This is a genomic window from Streptomyces sp. NPDC054047 (assembly GCF_055585065.1).
Genome location: NZ_JBVJKV010000015.1, coordinates 15170 through 38967 on the forward strand (window position 1 = coordinate 15170; position 23798 = coordinate 38967).

General features: G+C 71.1%; 20 protein-coding genes. 12 read left to right on the forward strand and 8 right to left on the reverse strand.

The features are described 5' to 3' along the window. Window positions 1–42 precede the first annotated feature (42 nt). The gene (locus tag ACZ6ZP_RS38295; protein ID WP_383820394.1) at window positions 43–1200 is read right to left on the reverse strand and encodes a lipase family protein; all 1158 of its coding nucleotides are present in this window, start codon (window positions 1198–1200) and stop codon (window positions 43–45) included. An 87-nt stretch (window positions 1201–1287) separates the two neighbouring features. Then, window positions 1288–2304: an AraC family transcriptional regulator gene (locus ACZ6ZP_RS38300; protein WP_469410261.1), complete on the reverse strand. Its 1017-nt coding sequence runs from the start codon at window positions 2302–2304 to the stop codon at window positions 1288–1290. A gap of 146 nt (window positions 2305–2450) precedes the next feature. On the opposite strand from ACZ6ZP_RS38300, the gene ACZ6ZP_RS38305 reads away from it, so the two are divergent. Beyond that, window positions 2451–4301 carry an AMP-dependent synthetase/ligase gene (locus ACZ6ZP_RS38305; protein WP_469410262.1) on the forward strand — a complete coding sequence of 617 codons (1851 nt, stop codon included), beginning with the start codon at window positions 2451–2453 and terminating at the stop codon, window positions 4299–4301. On the opposite strand, the gene ACZ6ZP_RS38310 is transcribed toward ACZ6ZP_RS38305, so the two are convergent. Continuing rightward, window positions 4267–4581, reverse strand: a complete 315-nt coding sequence (locus tag ACZ6ZP_RS38310; protein WP_351173956.1) for an AzlD domain-containing protein — start codon at window positions 4579–4581, stop codon at window positions 4267–4269. The two genes, ACZ6ZP_RS38305 and ACZ6ZP_RS38310, sit on opposite strands and share 35 nt — an antisense overlap. Next, window positions 4578–5345 (reverse strand): AzlC family ABC transporter permease, encoded by a 768-nt coding sequence (locus ACZ6ZP_RS38315; protein WP_351173953.1) that lies wholly within the window; start codon window positions 5343–5345, stop codon window positions 4578–4580. The genes ACZ6ZP_RS38310 and ACZ6ZP_RS38315 overlap by 4 nt, the downstream gene beginning before the upstream one ends. Before the next feature lie 100 nt (window positions 5346–5445). On the opposite strand from ACZ6ZP_RS38315, the gene ACZ6ZP_RS38320 reads away from it, so the two are divergent. Beyond that, window positions 5446–6141 carry a helix-turn-helix domain-containing protein gene (locus tag ACZ6ZP_RS38320; RefSeq protein WP_383820386.1) on the forward strand — a complete coding sequence of 232 codons (696 nt, stop codon included), beginning with the start codon at window positions 5446–5448 and terminating at the stop codon, window positions 6139–6141. Window positions 6142–6181: 40 nt separating this feature from the next. Here ACZ6ZP_RS38320 and ACZ6ZP_RS38325 read toward each other — a convergent pair whose 3' ends face one another. Continuing rightward, the gene (locus ACZ6ZP_RS38325) at window positions 6182–7099 is read right to left on the reverse strand and encodes a MurR/RpiR family transcriptional regulator (RefSeq protein ID WP_361473806.1); all 918 of its coding nucleotides are present in this window, start codon (window positions 7097–7099) and stop codon (window positions 6182–6184) included. A 121-nt stretch (window positions 7100–7220) separates the two neighbouring features. Here ACZ6ZP_RS38325 and ACZ6ZP_RS38330 point away from each other — a divergent pair, with 121 nt between their 5' ends. Genes ACZ6ZP_RS38330 through ACZ6ZP_RS38355 form a run of 6 tightly spaced genes read left to right on the forward strand, consistent with a single transcriptional unit; the run spans window position 7221 to window position 13679 of the window. Continuing rightward, window positions 7221–8435: a C45 family peptidase gene (locus tag ACZ6ZP_RS38330; protein WP_361473809.1), complete on the forward strand. Its 1215-nt coding sequence runs from the start codon at window positions 7221–7223 to the stop codon at window positions 8433–8435. Further along, window positions 8432–10087 (forward strand): ABC transporter substrate-binding protein, encoded by a 1656-nt coding sequence (locus tag ACZ6ZP_RS38335; protein WP_469410263.1) that lies wholly within the window; start codon window positions 8432–8434, stop codon window positions 10085–10087. Before ACZ6ZP_RS38330 ends, ACZ6ZP_RS38335 begins: the two co-directional genes overlap by 4 nt. 9 nt (window positions 10088–10096) lie before the next feature. Then, window positions 10097–11044, forward strand: a complete 948-nt coding sequence (locus ACZ6ZP_RS38340) for an ABC transporter permease (protein WP_351173939.1) — start codon at window positions 10097–10099, stop codon at window positions 11042–11044. Further along, window positions 11044–11901, forward strand: a complete 858-nt coding sequence (locus ACZ6ZP_RS38345; protein WP_469410264.1) for an ABC transporter permease — start codon at window positions 11044–11046, stop codon at window positions 11899–11901. Before ACZ6ZP_RS38340 ends, ACZ6ZP_RS38345 begins: the two co-directional genes overlap by 1 nt. A gap of 3 nt (window positions 11902–11904) precedes the next feature. Continuing rightward, entirely contained in the window at window positions 11905–12858 is a 954-nt protein-coding gene (locus ACZ6ZP_RS38350; protein ID WP_361473819.1) for an ABC transporter ATP-binding protein, read from the forward strand. Beyond that, on the forward strand, window positions 12858–13679 hold the full coding sequence (locus ACZ6ZP_RS38355) for an ABC transporter ATP-binding protein (RefSeq protein ID WP_361473822.1): 822 nt from the start codon (window positions 12858–12860) through the stop codon (window positions 13677–13679). Before ACZ6ZP_RS38350 ends, ACZ6ZP_RS38355 begins: the two co-directional genes overlap by 1 nt. A 236-nt stretch (window positions 13680–13915) precedes the next feature. Here ACZ6ZP_RS38355 and ACZ6ZP_RS38360 read toward each other — a convergent pair whose 3' ends face one another. Further along, window positions 13916–14119 carry a cold-shock protein gene (locus ACZ6ZP_RS38360; RefSeq protein ID WP_018528239.1) on the reverse strand — a complete coding sequence of 68 codons (204 nt, stop codon included), beginning with the start codon at window positions 14117–14119 and terminating at the stop codon, window positions 13916–13918. Window positions 14120–14520: 401 nt separating this feature from the next. On the opposite strand from ACZ6ZP_RS38360, the gene ACZ6ZP_RS38365 reads away from it, so the two are divergent. Together ACZ6ZP_RS38365 and ACZ6ZP_RS38370 are read left to right on the forward strand one after the other, a co-directional pair. Then, entirely contained in the window at window positions 14521–15342 is an 822-nt protein-coding gene (locus tag ACZ6ZP_RS38365) for a menaquinone biosynthetic enzyme MqnA/MqnD family protein (protein WP_351174001.1), read from the forward strand. 155 nt (window positions 15343–15497) lie between these two features. Further along, window positions 15498–17210: a serine/threonine-protein kinase gene (locus ACZ6ZP_RS38370; RefSeq protein WP_469410265.1), complete on the forward strand. Its 1713-nt coding sequence runs from the start codon at window positions 15498–15500 to the stop codon at window positions 17208–17210. Window positions 17211–17286: 76 nt separating this feature from the next. Here the strand turns inward: ACZ6ZP_RS38370 and ACZ6ZP_RS38375 are convergent, their stop codons facing one another. Continuing rightward, window positions 17287–21975, reverse strand: a complete 4689-nt coding sequence (locus ACZ6ZP_RS38375; RefSeq protein WP_383820375.1) for an FtsK/SpoIIIE domain-containing protein — start codon at window positions 21973–21975, stop codon at window positions 17287–17289. Between the two features lie 226 nt (window positions 21976–22201). On the opposite strand from ACZ6ZP_RS38375, the gene ACZ6ZP_RS38380 reads away from it, so the two are divergent. Together ACZ6ZP_RS38380 and ACZ6ZP_RS38385 are read left to right on the forward strand one after the other, a co-directional pair. After that, entirely contained in the window at window positions 22202–22501 is a 300-nt protein-coding gene (locus ACZ6ZP_RS38380; RefSeq protein ID WP_351170116.1) for a WXG100 family type VII secretion target, read from the forward strand. Window positions 22502–22668: 167 nt separating this feature from the next. Continuing rightward, window positions 22669–22947 (forward strand): hypothetical protein, encoded by a 279-nt coding sequence (locus tag ACZ6ZP_RS38385; protein ID WP_469410266.1) that lies wholly within the window; start codon window positions 22669–22671, stop codon window positions 22945–22947. A gap of 169 nt (window positions 22948–23116) precedes the next feature. Here the strand turns inward: ACZ6ZP_RS38385 and ACZ6ZP_RS38390 are convergent, their stop codons facing one another. Next, entirely contained in the window at window positions 23117–23797 is a 681-nt protein-coding gene (locus tag ACZ6ZP_RS38390; protein ID WP_351170121.1) for a phospholipase D-like domain-containing protein, read from the reverse strand. Between the last annotated feature and the right edge of the window lies 1 nt (window position 23798).

The following is a 23798-nucleotide window of genomic DNA, read 5'->3' on the forward strand; positions in this document are numbered from 1 at the left end:
GCCTCGCCCCCCGGGAGGCGCCGCGCGATCCGTCGACACCGGCTAGCAGTTGCCCTTCGCCGGCTTCCCCGCGAAGCGGTCCGCCAGCCAGTTCGCCGCGAACGGCGACTGCGTGATGACCCCGGAGACGTGCTCGCCCAGCAGGATCGTGTGCCATTCCACGTTCGCGCCCTTGGCGCACCAGTCCTTGCGGACCTGCTTGCCCACGCCGTACGGGATCAGCTCATCGGTGATCACGTGGTACTGGTACACCGGCGCGTCCGGAGCCCGTGTGCCGACCGTCGACTCGCGCAGGCGCTGCTGCCAGTCCGGCTGGTCGAGGGGGTTCCTCACCGTCATGTCGGAGATCTTCTTGAAGGAGCCGAGCACCGCGCCGTCCGCCACACAGCTGTTCCGCAGCGTGCCGATCAGCTTCCTGCCCGCCGGGTTGAGGTACGAGTCGAGCTTCAGCTCGGGGAAGGCCGCGTCCTGGCCGATCGCCGCCATGAAGATCAGGCCCGAGCCGTACGAACCGTCGTTGAAGTCCGCCACCTCCATCAGGTCGCCGGGCACGCCGCCGGTCGCCGTGCCCTTGACCTTCAGATCGGGGGCGTACGAACCGTGCAGCTCGGCGGCCCAACCGGCGGCCTGCCCGCCCTGCGAGTACCCCATGACGCCGACCGGGGTGTCCTCGCCGAGCCCCGCCTCCGGGAGCCGGATCGCGGCGCGGGCGGCGTCCAGCATGGCGTGCCCCTCGGCCCTGCCGACCGTGTAGGTGTGGTCGCCGGGGGTGCCCAGTCCCTCGTAGTCCGTCACCGCGACCGCCCAGCCGCGCAGGGTGAGCTGCTGGATGAGGTTGGCTTCGAGGGTCGTCCCCCTGGGGAAGCCGGCGCTGGGAGCGCAGTGGTCGCCCATGCCGATCGTTCCGACGGCGTACGTGATGAGGGGGCGGGGGCCCTTCCTGCCGTCCTGCGGCACGATGACGGTGCCGGAGACGGTGTTCGGCTCGCCCTTCGCCGTCGTGGAGCGGTAGTTGATCTTCCAGGCCTTGGTGTTCGTCGGCTGGCCCGGGAGCGGGTGGAAGCTGCTCGGCGCGGAGCTGACGACGTCTCCGGGCGCTGCGGTGTCCGCCGGGGCGGCCTGCGCCGTGACCGGGGTGACGACCGACAGGCCGAGCGCGGCCACCACGGCCAGGGCTCTTGCGCTGGTACGTACGTGCATGCGGCTCTCCCAACTGTCCTCAGGGGCTGGGTTGGTCAGGCGACGACCGTAGTGACCGGCGAGTAAGTTCGGCGCTGGCGGGAGCGCTCACCTTTGTTGACCCCAGGTCTCGTAGCGGTACGCGCCGGGTGTCGTCCCCGTCCACCGCCGGAACGCCCGGTGGAACGCCGTGTCCTCGGAGAAGCCGAGCCGCGCGGCGAGCTCGGCGATCGGTTCGGAGCCCTCGGCGAGCCCCGCGATCGCGGCGTCGCGCCGCACGGCGTCCTTCAACTGCTGGTAGGAGGTGCATTCCTGGGCGAGGCGGCGGCGCAGCGTGGCGGGGCTCACCGCGAGGCGGGCGGCGATCTCGCCGAGGGAGGGCAGGCGGGGGGAGGTGCGCAGCGCGCGGGAGAGGGCGCGGCGCACCTGCTCGGCGACCGTGGTCCCGTACTCGCGCCGCGACAGGAGGTCGAACGGCGCCCGGTCCAGCATCCCCTCCAGGGCCGCCTCGTCCCGGATCAGCGGGGCGGCCAGCCAGTGCTCGTCGAACCCGGCACCGGTGCGGGCCGCGCCGAAGCGGACCGGGCAGCCGAACAGGAGCTCGTACTCGTCCTTGTGCGGGGGCGGCGGATGCCCGAACTCGGCCCAGTGGAGGGGGATGCGGCGCCCGATCAGCCAGCTGCACAGCCGGTGCCAGATGATGACGAGGCACTCGGCGAGGAAGTAGTCGTGTTCGAGGTCGTTGCGTACGGCGAAGACGGCGCTGCCGGTGTCGCGATGCTCGAGGGTGAGATCGGGCCCTCCAGGAAAGAGCCCGTAAAAGGTGACGCCCCGCTCCATGGCGGCGCCGAGATCGCGGCAACCGATGAACGCGTGGCACATCATCGCGAAGGTCCCGGGCCTGCTGACGGCCGATCCCAGGCCGAGGAACTCGTCACCGGTGGCGCGGTAGAGCCCCCGGAAGAGCCGGGCGAACTGGACCTCGGTGATGCGGGCCCGGTCGTCGCCGAGGAGGAGCGGGGGGATCTGGGCGGTACGGAGCAGCGGGACGGTATCGATGCCGTGCCGTTCGGCGCCGTGCAGCATGGCGCGGACGTGATGGACGGTGATGGTCCTGCTGGGCATGGGGGTTCCTTCCCCGCCGCGGGGGTTCTCGAACTCGGGGTGGCGGGTGCGCCTCCGGCCGCAGCGGGGGCTGAGCTTCCCGGCCAACCCCGCTGACGCTTCCCGTCATCCCGCGACGGCCCGCGCACTCCCTAGCGTTTGTGGGCATGCAGCCGACGGAGCGTCCCGAGACCCTGGCCGTCCTCACCGAGTGGGCGGCCGACCGCCACGGCGAGCGGCCCGCCCTCCGCTTCAAGTCCGGAGGCGGGGCGTGGGAGGAGGTCTCGTACGAGCAACTACGCGAGCGGGTCCGGGACTTCGGGCAGAAGCTGCTCACTCTCGGCGTCCGCCCGGACGACCGCGTGGCGATCCTCGCCGAGACCCGCCCCGAGTGGACCTATGCCCACTTCGCCACGTTCGCGGCGGGCGCGGTGGTCGTCCCCGTCTACCCGACGGCGGGCGACGAGGAGGTCGAGTGGGTCATCGGCGACTCCGGCACCTCGGTGGTGCTCTGCGAGAACGCCAGGCAGGCGGCAAAGATCGAACGCCTGCGGCCACGCCTGCCGGGCGTACGGCATGTGCTGCTGATGACGGGGCGGGAGGAGGGGAGCGCCGAACGGGGCTCGGTGGCTCAGTCCGCCGTTGCCGATGCCGAGCCGGGCTCGGTGGCTCATTCCGCCGAACCGGCCTCCCCTGATGCCCTGTTGGACCGTGCCCGGAGCCGGGCCCCCGGGGACCTGGCCACCATCATCTACACCTCCGGTACCACCGGTCTCCCCAAGGGCTGTCTGCTCACCCACGCCAATCTGGGTGCCGTCCAGTCCGCCACGCTCCCCCTGATCGAGAGCGGCCCCGGCGACTCCACGTATCTCTATCTCCCGCTCGCGCATCTCCTCGCCCAGCTCATCGAGTTCACGACGCTCATCGAGGGCGGCGAACTCTGCTTCTTCGGCGGGAGGATCGAGAACGTCGTGGCCGAGTTGGCGGAGGCCAAGCCCACGCACCTGCCGTCCGTGCCCCGCCTGTTCGAGAAGATCTACTCCGTGGTCCTCTCCCTCGCCGAGTCCCAGGAGGGGGGCCGCGAACGCTTCGAGGAAGCGGTACGCATCGGCGTCCTCGCGGCGGACGACGCCCTGCCGCCCGATCTCCAGGACGCGTACGAGGCTGCCGACAAGGCCCTCTACGGCCTGGTCCGGCAGGCACTCGGAGGGCGCGTGCGGTGGGCGCTGACCGGCGGTGCCCCGATCGCACCGCACGTCATCGACTTCCTGCGGGCCTGCGGCATCGCGGTCTACGAGGGCTACGGGATGACGGAGTCGGCCGGTGTCATCAGCCTCAACCACCCCGGCGCGGTCCGGTACGGCACGGTCGGCCGCCCCGTGGAGGGCTGCGAGGTCCGTATCGCCGATGACGGAGAAGTCCTCGCCCGGGGCGCGATGGTCTTCCCCGGCTACCACGCGGACCCGGCCGCCACCGGTGAGGCGCTGGACGAGGAAGGCTGGCTGCACACCGGCGATGTGGGCGAGCTGGACGCCGACGGCTACCTCAGCATCACCGGCCGCAAGAAGGACCTGATCATCACCTCCGGCGGCAAGAACCTCACCCCGTCCCTCAGCGAACTGGCCGTCCAGCGCTCACGGTTCGTCTCCCGAGCGGTCATGGTGGGCGACAAGCGCCCTTACCCCGTCGCCCTGATCACGCTGGACGCGGAGGAGATCAGCGGCTGGGCGGGACGCGAGGGCGTGGAGCTGACCGAGCCGCTCTCGCGGGACCCGCGCGTACGCGCCCTCGTCCAGGAGGTGGTGGACGAGGCCAACGCAGGGGTCTCGCGCCCGGCCCGCATCCGGGATTTCGCCCTCCTTGACGAGGACTTCACGGTGGAGGGCGGGCTGCTCACGCCGAGCCTGAAGGTGCGCAGGCGTGCGGTGACGGAGCGGTACGCGGAGGTGGTCGAGGGGCTGTACGAGAAGGAGGGCGCCGCGGCTACGCCACCCCGGCCAGACGCAACAACGCCGTAGTCGCCGCCGCGCCCACCACGACCACGGCAAAGGGCGCCTTCCGCCAGGCGAGCACCCCACCGACCAGAACCCCGAGCGGCCGAGCCCACCCGGCGAACCCGTGCCCCTCGGTAAGCGCCCCGGTGGCAAGCAGCGCGACGAGCAGGACGGTGGCGCCGACGGTCAGCAACTCCTGTACACGGGCGGGCAGTTCGACGCGCCCATGCAGCAGAGGCCCCGCGAGACGGAAGGCGTACGTCCCTGCGGCGAGGACAAGGACACAGGCGAGATAGGCATTCACGGAGCGCTCCTCTCGGGGGCGGAGTCGGTGTGTGTCGGGCGGCGGGTCGGGCCGCGCCTGGCTGCGAGCAGGCCGAGGAGCGCGAGCAGGACCGGTACCCCGGCGGGCAGCACCGGCGCGGCGGCCACCGCGATCACCGCACCGGCGGCCGCGGCCCGCCGCGTCATGCTGTCGCCGCGCAGCGCGGGCAGCACCAGGGCGAGAAGCACCGCCGGAAACGCGGCGTCGAGGCCGAAGCGGGCCGTGTCGCCGAGCGCGGAACCGGCGAGCGCACCCCCGAGGACGCTGACGTTCCATACGGCGAACAGACCGAGCCCGGATATCCAGAACGCGGCCTTGCGTCGCTTCTGGTCCGGCTGCGCGAGGACGAAGGCCGCCGTCTCGTCGGTGATGAGGTGCGCGCCCAGGAGCCGCGCGGCCCAGGAGCGCCCCAGGCTGTCGGCCACGGCCAGGCTGAACGCCGCCGTACGGGAGTTGAGCAGCAGGCCCGTCGCCGCCGCGGCCACCGGACCGCCGCCTGCGGCCAGGATGCCGACCGCGCTGAACTGGGCGGAGCCCGCGTACACGAGCAGCGACATCAGCACCGGCACCCAGACGGGCAGGCCGCCCGCGACGGCGATCGCGCCGAAGGAGACACCAACGACGGCGTCGGCGAGCCAGACGAGGGCGATGTCGCGCAGGACGCCGCGGGGCAGGTGGGAGAGGCGCACGAAACCGTCGTTCGTTCGCTCTGTCGGGCATTCTGTTCGGTGTGACGAACGCATACGTCGTAGGATGGGCGGAGTGGGTTACGTTCGTCAAGCCGAACGATCTGTCCGCTATGGCGAACGGCAGTAGATGGTGAGAGGCGAGGGAGCACGGGACATGGCGTCGCAGGACAGGGCGGGCGAGAGCGTTGGCGCGGGCACGCACGGCACGCACGGCACGGGCGCCGCGAAGAAGGCCGGCGTGACCGACGGCGCCGCCCCCGGCCCGGCAGCGGCCCCAGCCGCCGAGCCCCGCCCCACCCCCTCCCGCCTCCCCCGCGAATGGGTCGCCGCGGCCCTGCGCCGGGAGCGCGCCAAGGCGGGGATCTCGCTCTCCGAGCTGGCCAAGCGCGCCGGGATCGCGAAGTCGACCCTCTCCCAGCTGGAGGCGGCCACCGGCAACCCCGGGATCGAGACGCTGTGGGCCCTCGCCGTGGCGCTCGGCGTGCCGTTCAGCGTGCTCGTGGAGTCGCCCGCCCCCGCCGTGACGGTGATCCGGGCGGGGGAGGGGCCGACCATGCACGCCGAACAGGCCTCGTACGCGGGGACGCTGCTCTCCGCGGGACCCGCCGGTGTGCGGCGCGACATCTACCACTCCGCGATGGAGCCCGGCTCCGTGCGGGAGTCGGAACCGCACATCCCGGGCTCCATGGAGCACCTGGTCGTCTCCACGGGGCGGCTGCTCGCGGGCCCGCGCGACGAGACGGTGGAGCTGGCCGCCGGCGACTACATGTCGTACCGGGGAGACGTCCCGCACCTGTACGAGGCACTGGAGCCGGGCACGACCTTCGTGCTGGTCATGCAGCACGTCTGAGAGGCGACCCCGCAGCGCACCCCTTGCGCGGTCTCGCAGCTCACCCCTTGCGCTGCCTCGGCGACAGCAACTGTTCCCGCAATGCCGTCAGTTGATGTGACGTCTCCACCGCCCGGTCCTCGTCCAGCGTCGCAAGCGCGAGGAGCAGCGCGTCCGCCACCAGCAGCGCGGTCAACGCCTCCGTCGTGATGCCGGTGGGCGTATGCGGCGCCGTCAGGACCGCGTCCACCCGCGACCCGTACAGCTCCGCCAGTTCGTCCGTGACCAGCACCACCCGCGCCCCCACCGCCCGCGCCCGCTCTATCAGGACCGTCAGCTCGGTCAGCGCGCGCCCCGGCTGGAAGATCACCACCGCGTCACCCTGCCGCACGGCGAGGAGATGGTCGGCGAGGGTGAACCCCGTGTCCCCGAAGTAGCGCGCCCTGCGGCCGATCCTGCCCAGCGCCAACGCCAGGTGCCGCGCGGCGAGTTCGGACGCCGCGATGCCGTAGCAGTGGATCTCCGGAGCCTCCGCGAGGAAGCCCACCGCGTCCCGCAGCGCCTCGCCCGGCGTCAGGCGCCGCGCGTGCTCGATGCGCTCCTGGGCCTCGTCGAAGACCTCGCCCCAGATGTCGTCCAGGTCCCGGCCCACGTGCGCGATGCGCTGCTGGAGGCGCACCTCCGGCGGCACCGCCGACGTGAAGTCCGACGCCAGCTCCCGCTTGAGCGCGGGCAGGCCCGCATAGCCGAGCCGCTGCATGGCGCGGACCACCGTCGCGTTGCTGGTGCCGCTCGCCGTGCCCAGCTCCTGGGCGCTGGCGAAGAGCAGCGACTCGGCGGGGGCGCTGACCACGTACTGCGCCACGGCGCGCTCGGACGTCGAGAGCGTCTCCCACTGGTCGCGCACCGCGGCCCGCAGCCGCGCGAGCCCCGCCCCGCCGCCGGCACCGGACCCCGTCTGATCCTCTGAAATTTCCATTACAGCTATTGACTCTCGTGTGATGGCCGTTACTCTCCTGGGCAACGCATTCCAGAAGGAGAGCTTCCCGTAATGGACGTTACAGGACAGTTGACGGAAGCTCTCCGCCGCGAGGAGAAGAATGGCACCCCGCACCGCCCCCGCCGCCCCTGACGTCCCCGCCGCCCCTGATCGCTCCGAACGTTCCCTCCCGCTCATCGAGATATCCGGCACCCCCGTAGAGCGCGGCCACCAGTACGGCGAAGCCGTCCGGCCCCAGCTGCACGCCGCCCTCGCCTATTACGAGGAGGCGTTCGGCCAGTCGTCGGGCCTGACCTGGAGCCAGGTCGCCGACCGCGCCGCCCGCTGGACGGAGCCGGTCCGCGACTACGCGCCCCACCTCCTGGAGGAGATGCGCGGCATCGCGGAGGGCGCCGGAGTCGGCCTCGACGACATCCTCGCCCTCAACGCCCGCGGCGAGGTCATCTACGACCGCTCCTTCGCGGACATGAAGGCGGCCGGCAAGGCCGACAGCGAGGAAGAACCCGCCGAAGGCTGCACCTCCTTCGCCGCCTACGGAGAGGCCAGCGGCGACGGCCACGTATGGGCCGGGCAGAACTGGGACTGGCGGGCCGGAGTCGCCGGCACCGTCGTCATGCTGCGCATCGTCCAGCCCCCGCACCCGACCCTGATCATGCAGGTCGAGGCGGGCCAGATCGGCCGCCAGGGCGCCAACTCCGCGGGCATCGCCCTCAACGCGAACGGCCTCGGTGGCCGCTTCAGCGACGCGATCGGCCTCCCCCAGACCGTCGTACGCCGCAGCGTCCTGGACCAGCACTCCGTCACCGACGCCCTGGACGTGCTCTGCCGCACCCGCGCGCACATCGCCTCCAACGCCCTGCTGACCTGCCGCGAGGGCTTCGCCGTCGACCTGGAGACGACACCCGCCGGGCACGGCTGGATGTACCCCACGGACGGCCTCCTGGTGCACGGCAACCACTACCAGGCGGGCATCCCGGCCGCGATCGCCGCGAACTACCGCCCCATGTCGTCGGACTCGCTCGTCCGCGTCCCCCGCGCCGAGCAAGGGCTCAAGGCCCTGCGCTCCTCCACCGGCGCCGACGAGTCCCGCAAGTTGATCAAGCAGGCCATGTCCGACCACCTCGGCCACCCCGAGTCGCTCTGCACCCACCCCGACCCGCGCAAGCCCGAGGTCAAGCACTGGTCCACGCTCGTCTCCTCCTGCGTGGACCTGACCAGCGGCGACTACCACGTCACCGCGGGCACCCCCTGCGACCGCGACTACCAGCACATGCCCTGGAACCTCTACGACGGCCCGTACGGAGACAACAGATGACGACGACCACCAGGACTTCGAAGCGGCCGGTGGTCGCCGGGCTCGCCGTGGCCACCCTCCTCACCACCGCCGCGTGCAGCGGCGCCGACACCGCCGCGACCGGCGGCAAGCCCGCCGACGCCGCCAAGCTGAAGCTGAGCGCGACGACCGCCGCCGCCAAGGGCACGCTGGACAAGGCGGACTGGCTCCTGGAGGACGAACCGGACTCGCTCGACCTCGACACCCAGGGATCGAGCGCGGGCCGCGTCGTCCTCACGAACGTCTGCGAGCGGCTCTACCAACTCCAGCCGGACATGACGACGAAGCCCTTCCTCGCCGAGAAGGCGGCCACGCCCGACGACAAGACCCTCGTCCTGACCGTCCGGGACGGCGTCACCTTCCACGACGGCTCGAAGCTGACCGCCGACGACGTGCTCTGGTCCCTGAAGCGGCACGCCGATCCGGACATGGAGCAGGCCGACGAGTTCGGCAACGTCAAGTCCATGAAGAAGACCGGCGCCCGCGAGGTCACCATCCGCTTCAAGGCCCCCGACGCGCTCTTCACGAAGGCGCTCGCGGGCGACGCGGGCATCGTCTGGAACAAGGAGCAAGTCACCGGCGCGGGCAAGGACTTCGGCACGCCGGGACAGGGCGACGCGTGCAGCGGTCCGTACGAACTGAAGGGCTGGAAGTCCGGCGACTCGATCACCATCGAGGCGTACGACGGCTACTGGGGCGAGAAGCCGCTGACCCGCCAGGTCGTCTTCCGCTGGGCCTCCGACAGCGCCCTGGTCAACGCCCTGAAGACGGGCGCCGCCGACGGGACGTACGCGGAATCCCCGAACACCGCATCCGCCCTGCGCGCCAGCAAGGGGCTCGACCAGCACTACGGCCCGTCCACGGCGTCGCTCGTCCTCATCCCGACGGCCCGCGGCGGCCTGAAGGACCCGAAGATCAGGCGGGCCCTGTCCCTCGCGATCGACCGCACGGGCATCGCGAAGTCGGGGTACGGCGGCCTCGTCCAGCCGTGGGCCACACCGGTCGGCTCGGGCGCCTGGGGGTACGAGAAGCCCCGGTTCGCCGCGGCACAGAAGGAGCTGGCGTCCTCCGCGCCCGTCGCCCCCACGGCCGCCGACCTGGCACAGGCCAAGGAACTGGTGAAGGAGGCGGGCGCGCCGGCCGACCCCATCGTCATCGGCACGGACAGCAGCCAGGGCCGCACGGTCGTCGCGAACGCGGTGCGCTCCGCTCTCCAGCGGATCGGCCTCAAGGGCCAGATCAAGACGGTTCCCACGGCCCAGTTCGAGGAGTTCTACAGCGACCCGGCCGCGCGGGCCGACATCGACGTGCTGGTGGGCGACTGGTACATCTCCAAGGCCGACCCCATGGGCTTCTACGACAACGGCCTCTCCGACTCCTCCAACAACTGGGTCGGCTTCAAGGACGCCACGTACGACAAGTTGGTCCGGCGGGCGCTGAGCACCCTGGACGACGCGAAGCGGGCCGAGCTCGCGATCGACGTACAGAAGCGGTTCGTGGACGCGGGCGTCTGGATCTCTGTCGCGCAGGTCCCCACCGCCCTGGTAGTCGACGACAAGCTGACGGGCCCGCCCGCGTCGCAGGCCTACCTCTACTACCCGTGGGCCGCGCGACTCGGCCTGAAGAAAGGCTAGGTGAGGGACGTGCTCGCTCGGATCTCACGACGGCTCGCGGGCCTCGTCGCCACCCTCTTCGCCGCCTCCTTCGTCATCTTCGCCGCCGTGTACGCGGCGCCCGGTGACCCGGCGGTGTTCCTGGCGGGCGGCCGGGACAAGCTGACGCCGGAGCGCCTGGCCCAGGTGCGCTCGCAGTACCACCTGGACGAGCCGCTGGTGGTCCAGTACGGCCGCTGGCTGTGGGACTGCGTCCACTTCGACCTGGGGCGCTCCTTCAAGTACAGCGACCAGGTGGCCGACCTGGTGACGGCCCGCTTCCCGACGACGCTGCAACTCGTGGCGTACGCGACGGTGTTGTTCGTCGTCCTGGGCGTCGGCGCCGGCATCCTGGCCGCGGTCAAGCGGTCCACGTGGGTGGACTCGGCGGTGGTCGGGGGCACGACGCTCGCGGCCTCGGTGCCGTCCTTCGTGGCGGCCATCGCCCTGGTCTCCCTCTTCGGCGTACAGCTGGGATGGTTCCCGGTCTCCGGCTCGGGAGAGGGATTCACCGGCACGCTGCACCATCTGACCCTGCCCGCCCTGTCGTTGGCGCTCGGCGCGCTCGCCATCATCAGCCGGGTGACCCGGCAGGCGATGGCGGACGCCGCCGCGTCGGACCACGTGGAGGCGGCACGCGCCTCGGGCGTACCGGAACGCGACATCATCCGGCGGCACGTCCTGCGCAACGCGCTCGGGCCGATCATCACGATGTGCGGACTCGTCATGGCGGGAATGCTGGCGGGCACGGTGGTCGTGGAGACGGCGTTCGGCATCAGCGGAATCGGCTCGCTCCTGGTGGGCGCGATCAATACGCACGACTTCCCGGTGGCCCAGGCGGTCCTGCTGCTCATGGTCACCGGCTACATCGTGGTGACGACGCTGGTGGACGTGGTCCACCCGCTGCTCGACCCGCGCGTGAAGGAGGCACGCTCCTGATGGCTGCCGCATCGACTCCCACCGTCGCACTCGCACCCCTGCCGGTACGCCGACGCCGACGCCCCGCAGGGGTGATCGTGGCCGCGGCCCTGCTCGGCCTGGTCGTTCTGGCGGCGGTGTTCGCACCGCTCCTGGCGCCCTACGCCCCGGACGCGATCGACCTCTCGGTATCCCTGGCCGGAACGTCGGGCGACCACCTCCTGGGCACCGACTCGTCCGGCCAGGACCTCCTGTCCCGCGCGCTGTACGGCACCCGCACGAGCCTGATCGCCCCGCTCCTGCTCCTCGCCGTCGCGGCCGTGCTCGGCGTCACGCTGGGCGTGCTCGCGGCCTGGCGCGGGGGCTGGGTGGACGCGCTGGTCTCGCGGATCACGGACGTGATGTACGCGTTCCCGGGCCTGCTGTTCACCGTCCTGATCATCGCGGTCTTCGGCGCGGGCATGACGACGTCCGTACTGGCCCTGGGCCTCGCCTTCACCCCCACGATCGCCAAGTACGTGCGCTCACTGGCCCTTTCGGAGGCCCGCAAGCCGTACGTCGACGCGTACCGGGTGCAGGGAATGGGCGGCGTACGCATCTGCTGCGCGCACCTGGTGCCGAACCTGGGCCGCGCGATCCTCGGCTACCTGGTGGTGCTCTTCGGGGAAGCCCTGATGTCCCTGGCGACCCTCTCCTACCTGGGCTTCGGCGCCCAACCGCCGTCATCCGACTGGGGCTTGATGGTGCAGGAGGGGCAGGCGGCCGTGGTCCAGGGCGCACTGCTCCCCGCCCTCGTCCCCGGCACGGCCATCGCACTGGTCGTCGTGTCCTTCAACGTGGTCGGGGTCTGGGCCGCCGACCGGCTAGGGAGGCAGTGACCCATGCTGCTGGAGATCGAAGACCTCACCCTGCGGATACCGGGCGCGGCCCGGCCGCTCCTGGAGTCGGTGTCCCTCACCGTGCGGCCCGGCGAAGTCGTGGGCCTGGTCGGCGAGTCGGGCTCGGGCAAGTCGACCACGGCGAAGGCGGCCCTTGGCCTCCTGCCGGCGGGGTCGGCGACATCGGGCTCCGTCCGCGTGAACGGCACCGAAGTCCTCACCCTCACCGGCGAAGCCCTGCGGACACACCGCGCACGGACGGTGGCGATGGTCCACCAGGACCCCCGCGCGGCCCTCAACCCGGTGCGCCGCATCGGCGACTTCCTGGTCGAGAGGGGAGCGACGCGCGAACGCGCGGTGGAGCTCCTGGAGGCAGTCGGCCTCTCGGACCCCGGACACCGCGTACGCCAGCGCCCGCACGAGCTCTCCGGAGGCATGCTGCAACGCGTGGTCATCGCGGGCGCGCTCGCGGCGGAGCCGAGCCTGCTCCTGGCGGACGAGGCGACCAGCGCGCTGGACGTCACGACGCAGGCGGAGATCCTGGCCCTCCTCCGCCAGCTCCGCTCCACCCGGGACCTGGGCCTCCTCTTCATCACCCACGACCTGCACCTGGCGGCCGCGTACTGCGACCGCGTGTACGTCATGTACGCGGGCCGGGTGGTGGAACAGCGCTCGGCGAAGGCCCTGTTCGACACCCCGGCACACCCCTATACACGGGGCCTGCTCTCCTGCTCACCCACCCTGGGCGACACGACGCACTCCCTCCACCCGATCCCCGGCCGCCCGCCGTCCTTGTCGGACAGCTTCACGGGGTGCCCGTTCGTGTCGCGGTGCGGGGAGTCGGAGGCGACGTGCGAGACGTGGACTCCGGAGCAGTTGGAACTCCCGGACGGCGGAACGGCCGCCTGCGCCGTGACCGCGCCCGCTACCGCTACCGCAACCGAGGTGAGCCACTGATGCCCCAGGACCTGCTGTCGGTAGACGGCCTCAGCAAGAGCTATCCCCTGCCGGGCGGCGGCCGCCACCAGGCGGCGGACAGTGTGACGTTCACCCTGAAGGAGGGCGGCTCGACGGGCATCGTGGGCGAATCGGGCTCAGGCAAGACGACGGTGGCCCGGATGCTGGTGGGCCTGGCCCGCCAGGACGCCGGCACGGTGACGGTGAAGGGCCGCCCCCGCGAGGCCCGCACCCCCAGGAAGCGCACCGCCCGCCTCGCCAGGGCCAGGGAGATCCAGATGGTCTTCCAGGACCCCTACCTCTCCCTGGACCCCCGCCTCACCTCCACCCAGTGCCTGCGTACGTCCCTGAAGCTGCACGGCAGGGACGAGAACCTGGCGGCGGGACTCCTGGACCAGGTGGGCCTGGGCTCCCGCGAGGCCGGCGCACGCCCCCGTGAACTCTCGGGCGGCCAGCGCCAGCGCCTGGCCATCGCGAGGGCGCTTGCGGTGGACCCCCAGGTCCTGGTCCTGGACGAGGCGGTGGCGGCACTGGACGTGTCGATCCAGGCCCAGATCCTCCAGCTGCTCGGCGAGATCCGCCGGGACACCGGGGTGGCCCTGGTCTTCGTCAGCCACGACCTGGCGGTGGTCCAGCACATCACCGACGAGGTCCTGGTGATGCGCCGCGGCAAGGTGGTGGAACAGGGCCCGACGGAACGCGTCCTGACATCCCCGGAAGACCCCTACACAAGCCTGCTGCTTGCCTCGGTCCCGGGAGAGGGCTGGAATCCCCAGAACGCGATCAAGGCAAGAAAGGCACTAACGCCGAGCACCCCTTAGGGGAGCGCCCCGAAGGGGTGCGGGGAACTGCGCGCCAAGCCACAACGCACCTTCAACGGGACAAAGCACCCCGACCCCCCTAAAGCCCCACCCCGCAATAGGCCCCCCGGCCGGAAAAAGGCAGGAGCCCCGCCAACCCGCTCGCGCGGGAAGGCAGGGCTCCTTGGGTACTGCTATCCATGTCCGGATCAAGTCACCGGAACTGTCACACGCCCCATTCACATGGGGCGCCCCACCTACTGGGGGGTGACGTTCTCCGCCTGCGGACCCTTCGGGCCCTGCGTGACGTCGAAGCTCACGGCCTGGTTCTCCTCAAGGGAGCGGAAGCCGTTCGCGTTGATCGCGGAGTAGTGGACGAAGACGTCGGGGCCTCCGCCTTCCTGGGCGATGAATCCAAAGCCCTTTTCGGCGTTGAACCACTTCACGGTTCCGGTAGCCATAAGCCCTCCTTGGGCCAAAGGGTTGCCCTGCTCCAGAACCTGCGATTGTTGAAACAACTGCATAAGTCTGAAAACGACGAGAGCCCGCGGGTCACATGCTCCGCAGGCTCTGTACTGCAAGGGAAACCAAACTGCAACTTGCGGCGAGCTTAGCACGCAGGCAGCCGAAAGCAATAGGGGGCAAGATCACGTCACCCGGATGTTTGACGGACCCCCCAGAGGGGTTGACGGACCAGGTCCGAAGGGGTTGACAAGGACGGGATCGGGCCCCGCTTTCTGCACCGTACCGCAAGGGGGCTAGCCTCCCCGATGTGGACAATTCTCCCGTTGGCACCTTTGCCGGGGCGGGCTCAGATCAGCTCCCCGGCCACCACCGCACCCCCAGGCCGCGCGTCGGTCACATTCAGTTCCTGAACTGCATGCCTCTGTACTGGGGCCTCGCGCGGACCGGAACGCTGCTCGACTTCGAGCTCACGAAGGACACCCCGGAGAAGCTCAGTGAGCAGTTGGTGCGGGGCGATCTCGATATCGCGCCCGTCACTCTCGTCGAGTTCCTCAGGAACGCCGATGACCTCGTCGCTTTCCCCGATCTCGCGGTCGGCTGCGACGGCCCGGTGATGTCCTGCGTGATCGTCTCGCAGGTCCCCCTCGATCAGCTGGACGGCGCCCGCGTCGCGCTCGGCTCGACCTCGCGCACCTCCGTGCGCCTGGCGCAGCTGCTGCTCGCCGAGCGCTTCGGCGTACGGCCCGACTACTACACGTGTCCGCCCGACCTCGGCGTGATGATGCAGGAGGCGGACGCCGCCGTGCTCATCGGGGACGCGGCGCTGCGGGCGAACCTGATCGACGGCCCGCGGCTCGGTCTGGACGTGTACGACCTGGGTCAGATGTGGAAGGAATGGACGGGTCTGCCGTTCGTCTTCGCGGTCTGGGCGGCGCGCAAGGACTACACGGCGCGCGAGCCTGCGGTCGTGGACGCGGTGCACCAGGCGTTCCTCGCGTCGCGCGACCTCTCGCTCGAAGAGGTCGGCAAGGTCGCCGAACAGGCCGCGCGCTGGGAGGCCTTCGACGCGGGGGTCCTGGAGAAGTACTTCACGACGCTGGACTTCCGGTTCGGGAGCGCGCAGTTGGAGGGCGTCGCGGAGTTCGCGCGCCGGGTGGGCGATACGACGGGCTTCCCCGCGGACGTGCGGGTGGAACTGCTGGGTTCACAGCCGAAGTAGCGGACATGGCGGCCATGGCGGCGGTACGGGGGCCGCAGTCGGCAGTGGGGCATGACTGAACCACGGGTCGTGCCCGCGCACTACCCTGAGCTGCAGACAATGCGCGCGGCCCGAGTGGCCGCGGCCGTGCGGCGCGTCCGGGGGAGGCCTTCGTCATGCACCCGCTCGATCCCGGCGAACCAACCGCCATCGGTCCCTACCGGCTGCTCGGCCGGCTGGGCTCGGGCGGCATGGGCCGGGTCTATCTGGGGCGCAGCGCGGGCGGCCGTACGGTCGCGGTGAAGGTCGTCCATCCGCACTTCGCGCTCGACGAGGAGTTCCGCGCCCGCTTCCGGCGCGAGGTGGACGCGGCGCGGCGGGTGGGCGGCGACTGGACCGCGCCGGTCCTCGACGCCGATCCGGAGGCGGCCGTCCCGTGGGTGGCCACGGGGTACGCGGCGGGCCCTTCCCTGGCCGACGCGGTGCGCGACCTGTCCCCGCTGCCCGCCCATTCCGTACGCGTACTGGTGGCGGGCCTCGCCGAGGCCCTCGCGCACGTGCACGGACTCGGCCTCGTGCACCGCGACGTCAAGCCGTCGAACGTGATGCTGACGATGGACGGCCCGCGGCTCATCGACTTCGGCATCGCACGGGCGACGGACGGCACGGCATCGCTCACGTCGACCGGCGTCTCCGTCGGTTCGCCCGGCTACATGTCGCCGGAGCAGATCCTCGGCAGGGGCGTCGCCGGGGCGGCGGACGTCTTCTCGCTGGGAGCGGTCCTGGTGTTCGCGGCCACGGGGACTTCACCCTTCCCGGGCGACTCGTCCGCGTCGCTCCTCTACAAGGTCGTACACGAAGAGCCCGAACTCGGCGCCCTGGAGGGTGATCTGCGCGACCTCGCGCGGGAGTGCCTGGCCAAGGACCCCGGTGCGCGCCCGGCTCCGGTGGAGATCGCGCGGCGGCTTGCCCCCTCGGGTGCGGACGAGCTGGTGGCGGCCGGTTGGCTGCCTGGGCCGCTGGTCGAGCGGGTCTCCAGGAGCGCGGTGCGGCTCCTGGACCTGGAGACGGACGGGGCCGGGACGGGGGAACAGCCCTCGGGGCCGGTGCCGTTCGGCACGTCGATGATGGGCGGGGTGTCGGGCAGTCACGCGCCGGTGCGCGAAGTGCCGCAGGCCAGCGGCTCGTTCGGCCCGCCGGACCCTTCGTACGCGGCGCTGCCCGCCACCTCCACGCCCTCGGTCGCGTACGTCCCCACGCAGACGTCAGACCCGTCGGGACCGCCCGGCCGCGTGTCCGTCTCGGTGGCGGCGACCTCCACGCCCGGCGGAGCGGACGGGCGCGGTCGCAAGGTCAGTTGCACGCTCGTCCTGGGTGTCGCGGGCGCGCTCGCCGCGGTGACGGTCGGCTCGGTCTTCGTGATGGGGCTGCTTCCGGGGGACGGCGACGGGTCGAAGGACGGGGCCGCGCAGCCCCCGGCCGCGACCGCGAGCGAACAGCCCGGCGATGGCGACGGCGGCGCGGACCAGGCCGGCGGCAAGGTGCCCGCCTCCTACCGCGGCACCTGGGAAGGCCAGGCGGTCGCGGCGAACGGCGCGGTCCCGATGGGCACGTTCCGGCTGAAGGTCGAGCAGGGCAAGGTCGGCGAACGCTTCGCGGTCATGACGCAGACCGACCAGCTGGGCGGCGTCTGCGCGGTGGACCTGACCCTGAAGTCGGTGTCGAAGAAGGAGATCGTGGCCCGCGGCAAGGGCCGGGCGGACAGCGCGGCCCAGTGCACGAAGAACCCGCACACCGTCCGACTCCGCCCGAAGGGCGACGCCCTGCTGTACCTCTCCGAGAACGAGAAGTCCGGGAACCCCGAGGCGCAGATGACGCGGGTGGAGTGAGGGGGGGGAGTGAGTGGAGTGGGGTGGGGTGGGGCGACGTGATCTCACGTCGCCCCGCCTCACCCCACCCCCGAGGTCACAGCGGCGTGGTCACCGTCGAGATCTCTCCGCTGCCCAGGTGCAGCATCCCCTTGCCGGGGGCGATCGGCCCGCCCACCATGCTGCGCGAGATCCGCAGCCCGATGAGGTCACCGCTCGAACTGTCCTGCGGGGAGAGGAGGATGCCGCGTCGGCCCTTCTTCACGTCGACCTGCCAGCCGGAGAACCCGCTGCACACGTCCTCCTCGTCGCCCGCGAGGACCAGCGCGAGGCCCGTCTCCGTGCCGCGCTGGACGATGCGCTTGAACTGGCTCGCCGCGTCGCAGTCCTCCAGCATCTCGCCGTCGTCGATCAGCACGACGATCGGCTCCTCGGGGGACGCCGACTCGATGGACTCCTCGAAGTCGTCCTCGTCGATGTCGTCACCGGTGAAGATCTTCAGTACGCCTTCGGTCCCGTCGAGTTGACGCATCGGCGACTGGCGCGGGGCCGCGATCACGAGGCGTACGCCCTGTGCGAGGTACGAACGCGCCATGTTCATCAGGACCGTGGAGCGGCCGGACTTGGCCGGACCCGCGATGACGAAGGCCGGTACTCCCGTGGCGAGGTCGGGGCCGTGGCCCATGACCTCGTCGCCGCCGATGCCCACCAGGGCCCACAGCCTGGAGCGTGAAGCCTCCGGGTCGCGCAGCTCCCAGGCCTCGTCGAAGGAGATGCGGCTCGGCAGCGTGTCGACGCGGAACGGGCGCCGGTGGCGCGGCACTTCACCGTCGCGGGCCGCCGCTGCCTCGCCGATCGCGGAGATCGCGGCGGCCTGCCCCTGGCCGGTGACGTCGTCCGAGAGGAGCGCGAACTGCGTCTCGGTGCCGCTCTCGTTGCGGAACGCGCGGCCCGGCGGGATCTCCTCCGGCACCTTCTTGGCGGGGATGCCGAGCATGGAGAAGTCGGAGCGGTCCGCGAGCCGCAGGCCGTACTTGTCCTCGGTGAGGGAGGAGACGCGGCCGACCAGGAGCTGGCGGTCACCGGTGAGCACCATGTGCAGGCCGACGCTCGCACCCTCACGCATGATCGCGGTGAGCTCGTCCGTCAGACTTCCGTGGTCGATCTCGCCGAGCGTGGGCAGCCAGCCCTCCCAGCGGTCGAGCAGGACGACGATGTGCGGCAGCTGCTCGTCCTCGGCCGCGTCGGCCCGCTGCTCGCCGATGTCCGCGTACCCCTTGTCCGCCAACAGGTCCTGGCGGCGGGTCAGTTCGCCCTTGAGGCGGCTGACGAGGCGGACCACCCGCTCGGTCTGGTTGCGGCTGACGACGGCGCCGCAGTGCGGAAGGCGGGTCAGGGCGTTGAGCGCGCCGTTGCCGCAGTCGATGCCGTAGAGGTGGACGTCGGCGCACGAATGCGTGCGCGCGAGGGAGCCCGCGATGGTCCGCAGGACCTGCGAGCGGCCGCTGCGCGGCGCGCCGCCGATCATCAGATGCCCGAAGGAGGCGAAGTCCACGACGACCGGGCGACGCGCCTGGTCGCCGGGCAGGTCCTCGATGCCGTACGCGGCGGGGGTCAGCTTCCCCGGGCCCGTCCTGGGCGCCGGTGCCGGGATCTCGTCCAGGATCAGCGTCTCGGAGAGCGCGGGCAGCCAGGGGCTGTGCTGGGCGGGGATGCCGAGGGCCGCGTTCGCCTCGATGACGGTGTCGACCAGGACCTTCAGGTCGGTGATCTCCTCCTCCTCGCGCGCCTCGGCCTTCGGCTTGACCAGCGCGCCACGTCCCAGGGTCGCCCAGTCGAGCGAGTCGACCCACGGTGCGAGCAACTGCGGATCGGCGGCGCCGGGGCGCCGGCCGCCCACGCGGCCGGACTGGAAGGGAACCAGCGAGGCGTGGCCCAGACGCACGTACGCGCGGCCAGGGGTGTTCTTGGAGATGTGCCCGGCCTCGGGGGAGTCGATGACGTCGGAGGACTCGCCGCCGTCCGTCACGCGCAGGGCGATGCGCAGGTTGGTGTTGGCGCGGATCTCGGGGGAGACGACACCGCTCGGCCGCTGGGTGGCCAGGAGCAGGTGGATGCCGAGCGAACGGCCACGCTGGGCGATGTTCACCAGGCCCGTCACGAAGTCGGGCAGGTCGCGCACCATCGAGGCGAACTCGTCGATGACGATGAGGAGTCGGGGCACGGGCGCGTGCGAGGGATCGCGGCGCACCAGATCCTGGTAGTCCTCGATGTCCTTCGCGTCCGCGTCCGCGAGGATGTGCTCGCGCCGCTTCAGCTCGGCGCCCAGGGACTCCAGGGCGCGCTCGACGAGGTGGGCGTCGAGGTCGGTGACCATGCCGACGGTGTGCGGCAGCTTCACACAGTCCTTGAAGGCCGAGCCGCCCTTGTAGTCGATGAGGACGAAGGTCATGTTCTCGGGGGTGTTGGCCACCGCGAGCGCGGCCACGATGGTCTGCAGGAGCTCCGACTTGCCGGAACCGGTCGTACCCGCGATCAGACCGTGCGGCCCGTCCTTGCGCATGTCGATGCCGAACGGGCCGTCGTACGACTCGCCGATGACGGCCATCGTCGACTGTCCGCCCGCCTGCCAGCGGGCGGCGATGGCGCCCGGCGTGGGCGGCTCGAGCTGCAGCACGTCCAGCAGTCGGCTGGAGCCGGGCAGGGCGGAGTCCTCGGTCTCGCCGCTGATGTCGCGCAGCGGGGAGATCGAGCGGGCGAGCCGCAGGCACCAGGCGGGGGAGACGAAGTCGGGGCGTACGTTCAGGACCCGCTCCGCCCCCGTCATCTCCACGCGCAGCCGCAGTTCCTGCGCGGCGCTGGCCTGGGGGGTGTCGGGCGCGGTGGTGTGCCAGGCCTGGAAGGAGGGGAAACCGCCGGGGGCCTGCTGGGGCGCGGCGGCCGGCTGCTGCGGGGAGGCGCCGCGGGGCTGCTCGTTGTCCTTGGGCTTGGGCTCGGCGACGACGAAGGCCAGGCACTCACCGGGCAGGAACCGCTCCTCGGTGTCCAGGCAGAGCGCGTACACGCCCACGGAGGGGCCTTCGCGCAGCAGCCGTACGACACCCGGCAGGGACCGCAGCCGGCGCGACCCGTCCCAGACGACGACGATGTCCGGTTCGCTGAAGCTGGCGCCCTGGCTCTTGTTCGCCTCGAGGATCTTCAGCCGGGCGTCCAGGATCTGGGTCAGCTCACCGATGCGGGCGCCGACGGTCTCGGCGTCGGTGCCGATGAGTACGTTGATGTCCTGGCCGGAGGACGGCCTGATGTGCGGCAGCCAGCGCACCCAGTCCCAGCTGCTCCGCGCCCCGTTCTCGGTGAGGATGTAGAACTGCACGTCCATCGGGCTGTGCAGGGTCGCGGTCTGCGCGACCGCCCAGCGGCCGAGCGCGGTCGCCGAGTCGTCGGGGCCCGCGATGCCGATGACGCCCAGGCCCTTCAGGGGCAGCGCGACGGGCGCGTCCTCGATCTTCCAGGTGACCTGGCGGCGGTGCTCGTCCTTCTCGGGGTCGTCCAGGACGACCTCGGAGGGCAGTTGGCCGGTGCCGAAGCGGAGCAGGAGGTGGTCGGCGTCGGTGCGGCGCCGCTCCCACAGGCGGGTGCGCGGGCCGGTGCTCAGGGCGAGGACGGTGGCCGGGTCGGGGATGGCGTTGCGGCGGTCGAGACGCTCGGCGACCAGGGCGTCCTGTGCGTCCTTCTCGATCCGCTTCTTGGTCTCCTTGTACTCCTTGACCTGCTTCGCATGGGACTTGCGCCCGTGCTTCTTGTCCATGAAGTAGTTGCCGAAGAGCATGATGGGACTGAGCCCCGCCATGATCAGGTAGTACCAGCGGTCGAAGATCATCGCGGCCACGACCGCGCCGACCAGCGGGAAGAGCGCCATCAGCCAGGGCAGCGGCCGGGCCTCGAAGTCCCGTACGGGGGCCGGGAGTCGGAACGTGGTCTGCCGCTCGGGCGGGCGCAGTCGCGGGGGCCGGTTGTAGTCGAGGCCCGCGCCGTCCTCGGACCACTTGAGGGCCGCGTTGGGGGGTGCGTACCGGATGAGTTCGAAGAGGGTGTTCCCGACCGCGATCTGTGCCCCCAGGGGCCACTCACCGCTGTCGCGCCGGGCGCCGCCGCGCTTGTTGCTCTCGCGCTTGGCCTCCTTCTTCTCCCGCCGCCGCTCCTTCCGCGTCTTCTCGTCGTCGTGCTGGTCGCTCTCGCTCTTGTCGAGGCCGAAGGGCTCGCCGTCGAGCGTTACGGCTTCCTTGTCCTTCTTCTCCCCGTGCAGGGCGACTTGGCATGTTCCATCGGTTGCAACTGACAACGTGAGGGCGCGCGCGGGCATCTCGGGGTCGTCGACGCGGATGTACGAGGCGTTGCCGCTGCCGATGTCGTAGCGCCCGATCCCCAGCCGGTGCAGGGAGCCCGCCGAGGGCCCGCTCACGACGCGCAGCTCGACGAGGCCGGCGGGCTCGCCGGGCAGACATCCCGCCGGGTCGTTCAGGCTGACGACGGCGCCCTCGCGCAGGGGCGAGGTGCCGACGGTGGCGCTGGGATCGACGGCGTACCCGTCCACGTAGATCATCGGGGCGCCCGCTGCGGGCGACTGGTGGCGCTGGCCGATCGGAATGATCTGCGCGCCGGTGTGGCCGACCTGCCGGGCCAGCTCCACCGCTATGTCCTGCACGGTGGACTCGGGATCGGCGTCGAGGACCACGTCGGCGGCCCCACCGCCGAACGGATCGACGACGGTCAGAGTCAGGCGCACGATCGTCCTCCCCGTAATGAACAATGGCGTTGACGATAGCCGCTCCACCCTTCCCACTGGCAACGGCCTGTGCACCGGCTCATAGCAGAGCTGTGACTCAACCGGGGTGTGAACCCACCAGCCCCACCCGTAAGCTGCTGCCGCAAAGAGCGGACGATCACACCATCCGCGCACACGGGAGCCACGGGGGCCTTCCCTGCGGCAAGTTGATTAGGGAGTGGGCTACATGGCCAAGGACCTTGATGTCACATATCAGGACATGCGTGACGCGGCCAAGCATGTGGTCAAGGAGAAGGACAAGCTCAAGGAGAAGCTCGACGGTCTGCGGAAGTACATCGCAAACCTGGTCGAGTCCGGCTTCGTGACCAAGAGCGCGTCCAAGGCGTTCGACGAGAACTTCGACGAGTTCGTCAAGGGCGCGAAGGACACGCTCGACGGTCTGGACGGCATGGGCGACTACCTGACCAACGCCGCGGACAAGTTCGAGCAGATCGACGACGAGCTGGGTCGCGCCGCCAAGAAGTAGTGACGGTGGCTGTTCCGAGAGTGGCGGGGTGACGGGGGATCCTGTCGCCCCGCCCTCGTCGGCGGGACTGGAGAGCCGGGCGTCCGGGCGGACGGTCGTGAGTACGGGGAGCGCATCAGCGATGAGTCGTGAGGCGGCTGCGGTGAGGCCGATGGGTGGTGAGGCCGATGAGCGCTGACGCCACCACCACGGCGGAGACCGGACGCGTCCGGCGGGACCGCCGGAACCGTCTGGAGTCGGACGAGCCGGGCATCGTCGCGCAGCCCCCCAGAAACATCCGCATCTTCTTCCCAGTCTGCTTCCTCACGCTGCTCACGGTCGTCTGCGTCTGCCAGCTGCTCGACCCGCGAGGCCTGTTGGGCGTGACGCTGATCGCCGGAATCGCGACCCTCGTCGCGGTACGTCCCGTACTGGCACTCCTCTATGCCGCCTCGACCGCTCCCTGAGGAGCCGCGTACGCAGGTCGCTCGGAGCGGCGTTCCCGGAGCGCACGCATGCGGTGCGCCCGAGCTGAGCACCACGCAGCCGCAGGCGCTCGGGGCGGACATGTCGGCTGTGGGAGTCCGGGTGTTGCAGGAAGTCGGTCAGGAGGTCCCGGGCGGCGGCGCGGGGTTTTCAGCCGGCGGTGCGGGGCTGGCGCAGGAGGTACATGTGGAGGTCGCTGCGGGCGTCTTCGGTCTCGACCCGCAGCCAGGAACCGTCGCGGAACCGCAGCAGCAGCATCTTGGTCTCGAACTCACCGAAGAACGGGTCGACAAGGGCTGCTTCGGCAGCGGGAAGGCGGGCGACGATCTCCATCAGCTTCTCCCTGCTCCCGGAAACGCGCCGGGGCGGGGCCGCCAGAACGATGTCGCCCTGGGACACGAGGACGAGTCGCATGTCGTGCGGGGAATGGCTGTACCAACGCAGCAGGAACTGCCCGGCGTTGCCCTGCCAGTTGCCGTCGAAGACGCGGTCGAGTCCTTGCTCTGTGACGAGGGCGTCGCGCCGCTGCTCGTCCTCGCGCTTGGCGCGCAGCCTCTCCTTCACCGACTTCGGGGCAAGGGATCGCTCGATCGCCTGTCCCATGTTGGCAAGAAGGACGAACAGCAAGCCGAACGGCACGAACGGCAGACAGAGCGCGGCACCGAGCATGTCGAGCGCGGGCTTCCTCCCGGGGCGAAGGCGCGGGGCACCGGCCGCCTGGAGCACGTCCGACGGCGGCTGGGGAATCTTGTCGATCGAGCACCACGCCCCGGCGTCGACCTGGAGGCCGAGACGGTCGGATATCACGCTCTGTCTGCCCCTGGATGTCACG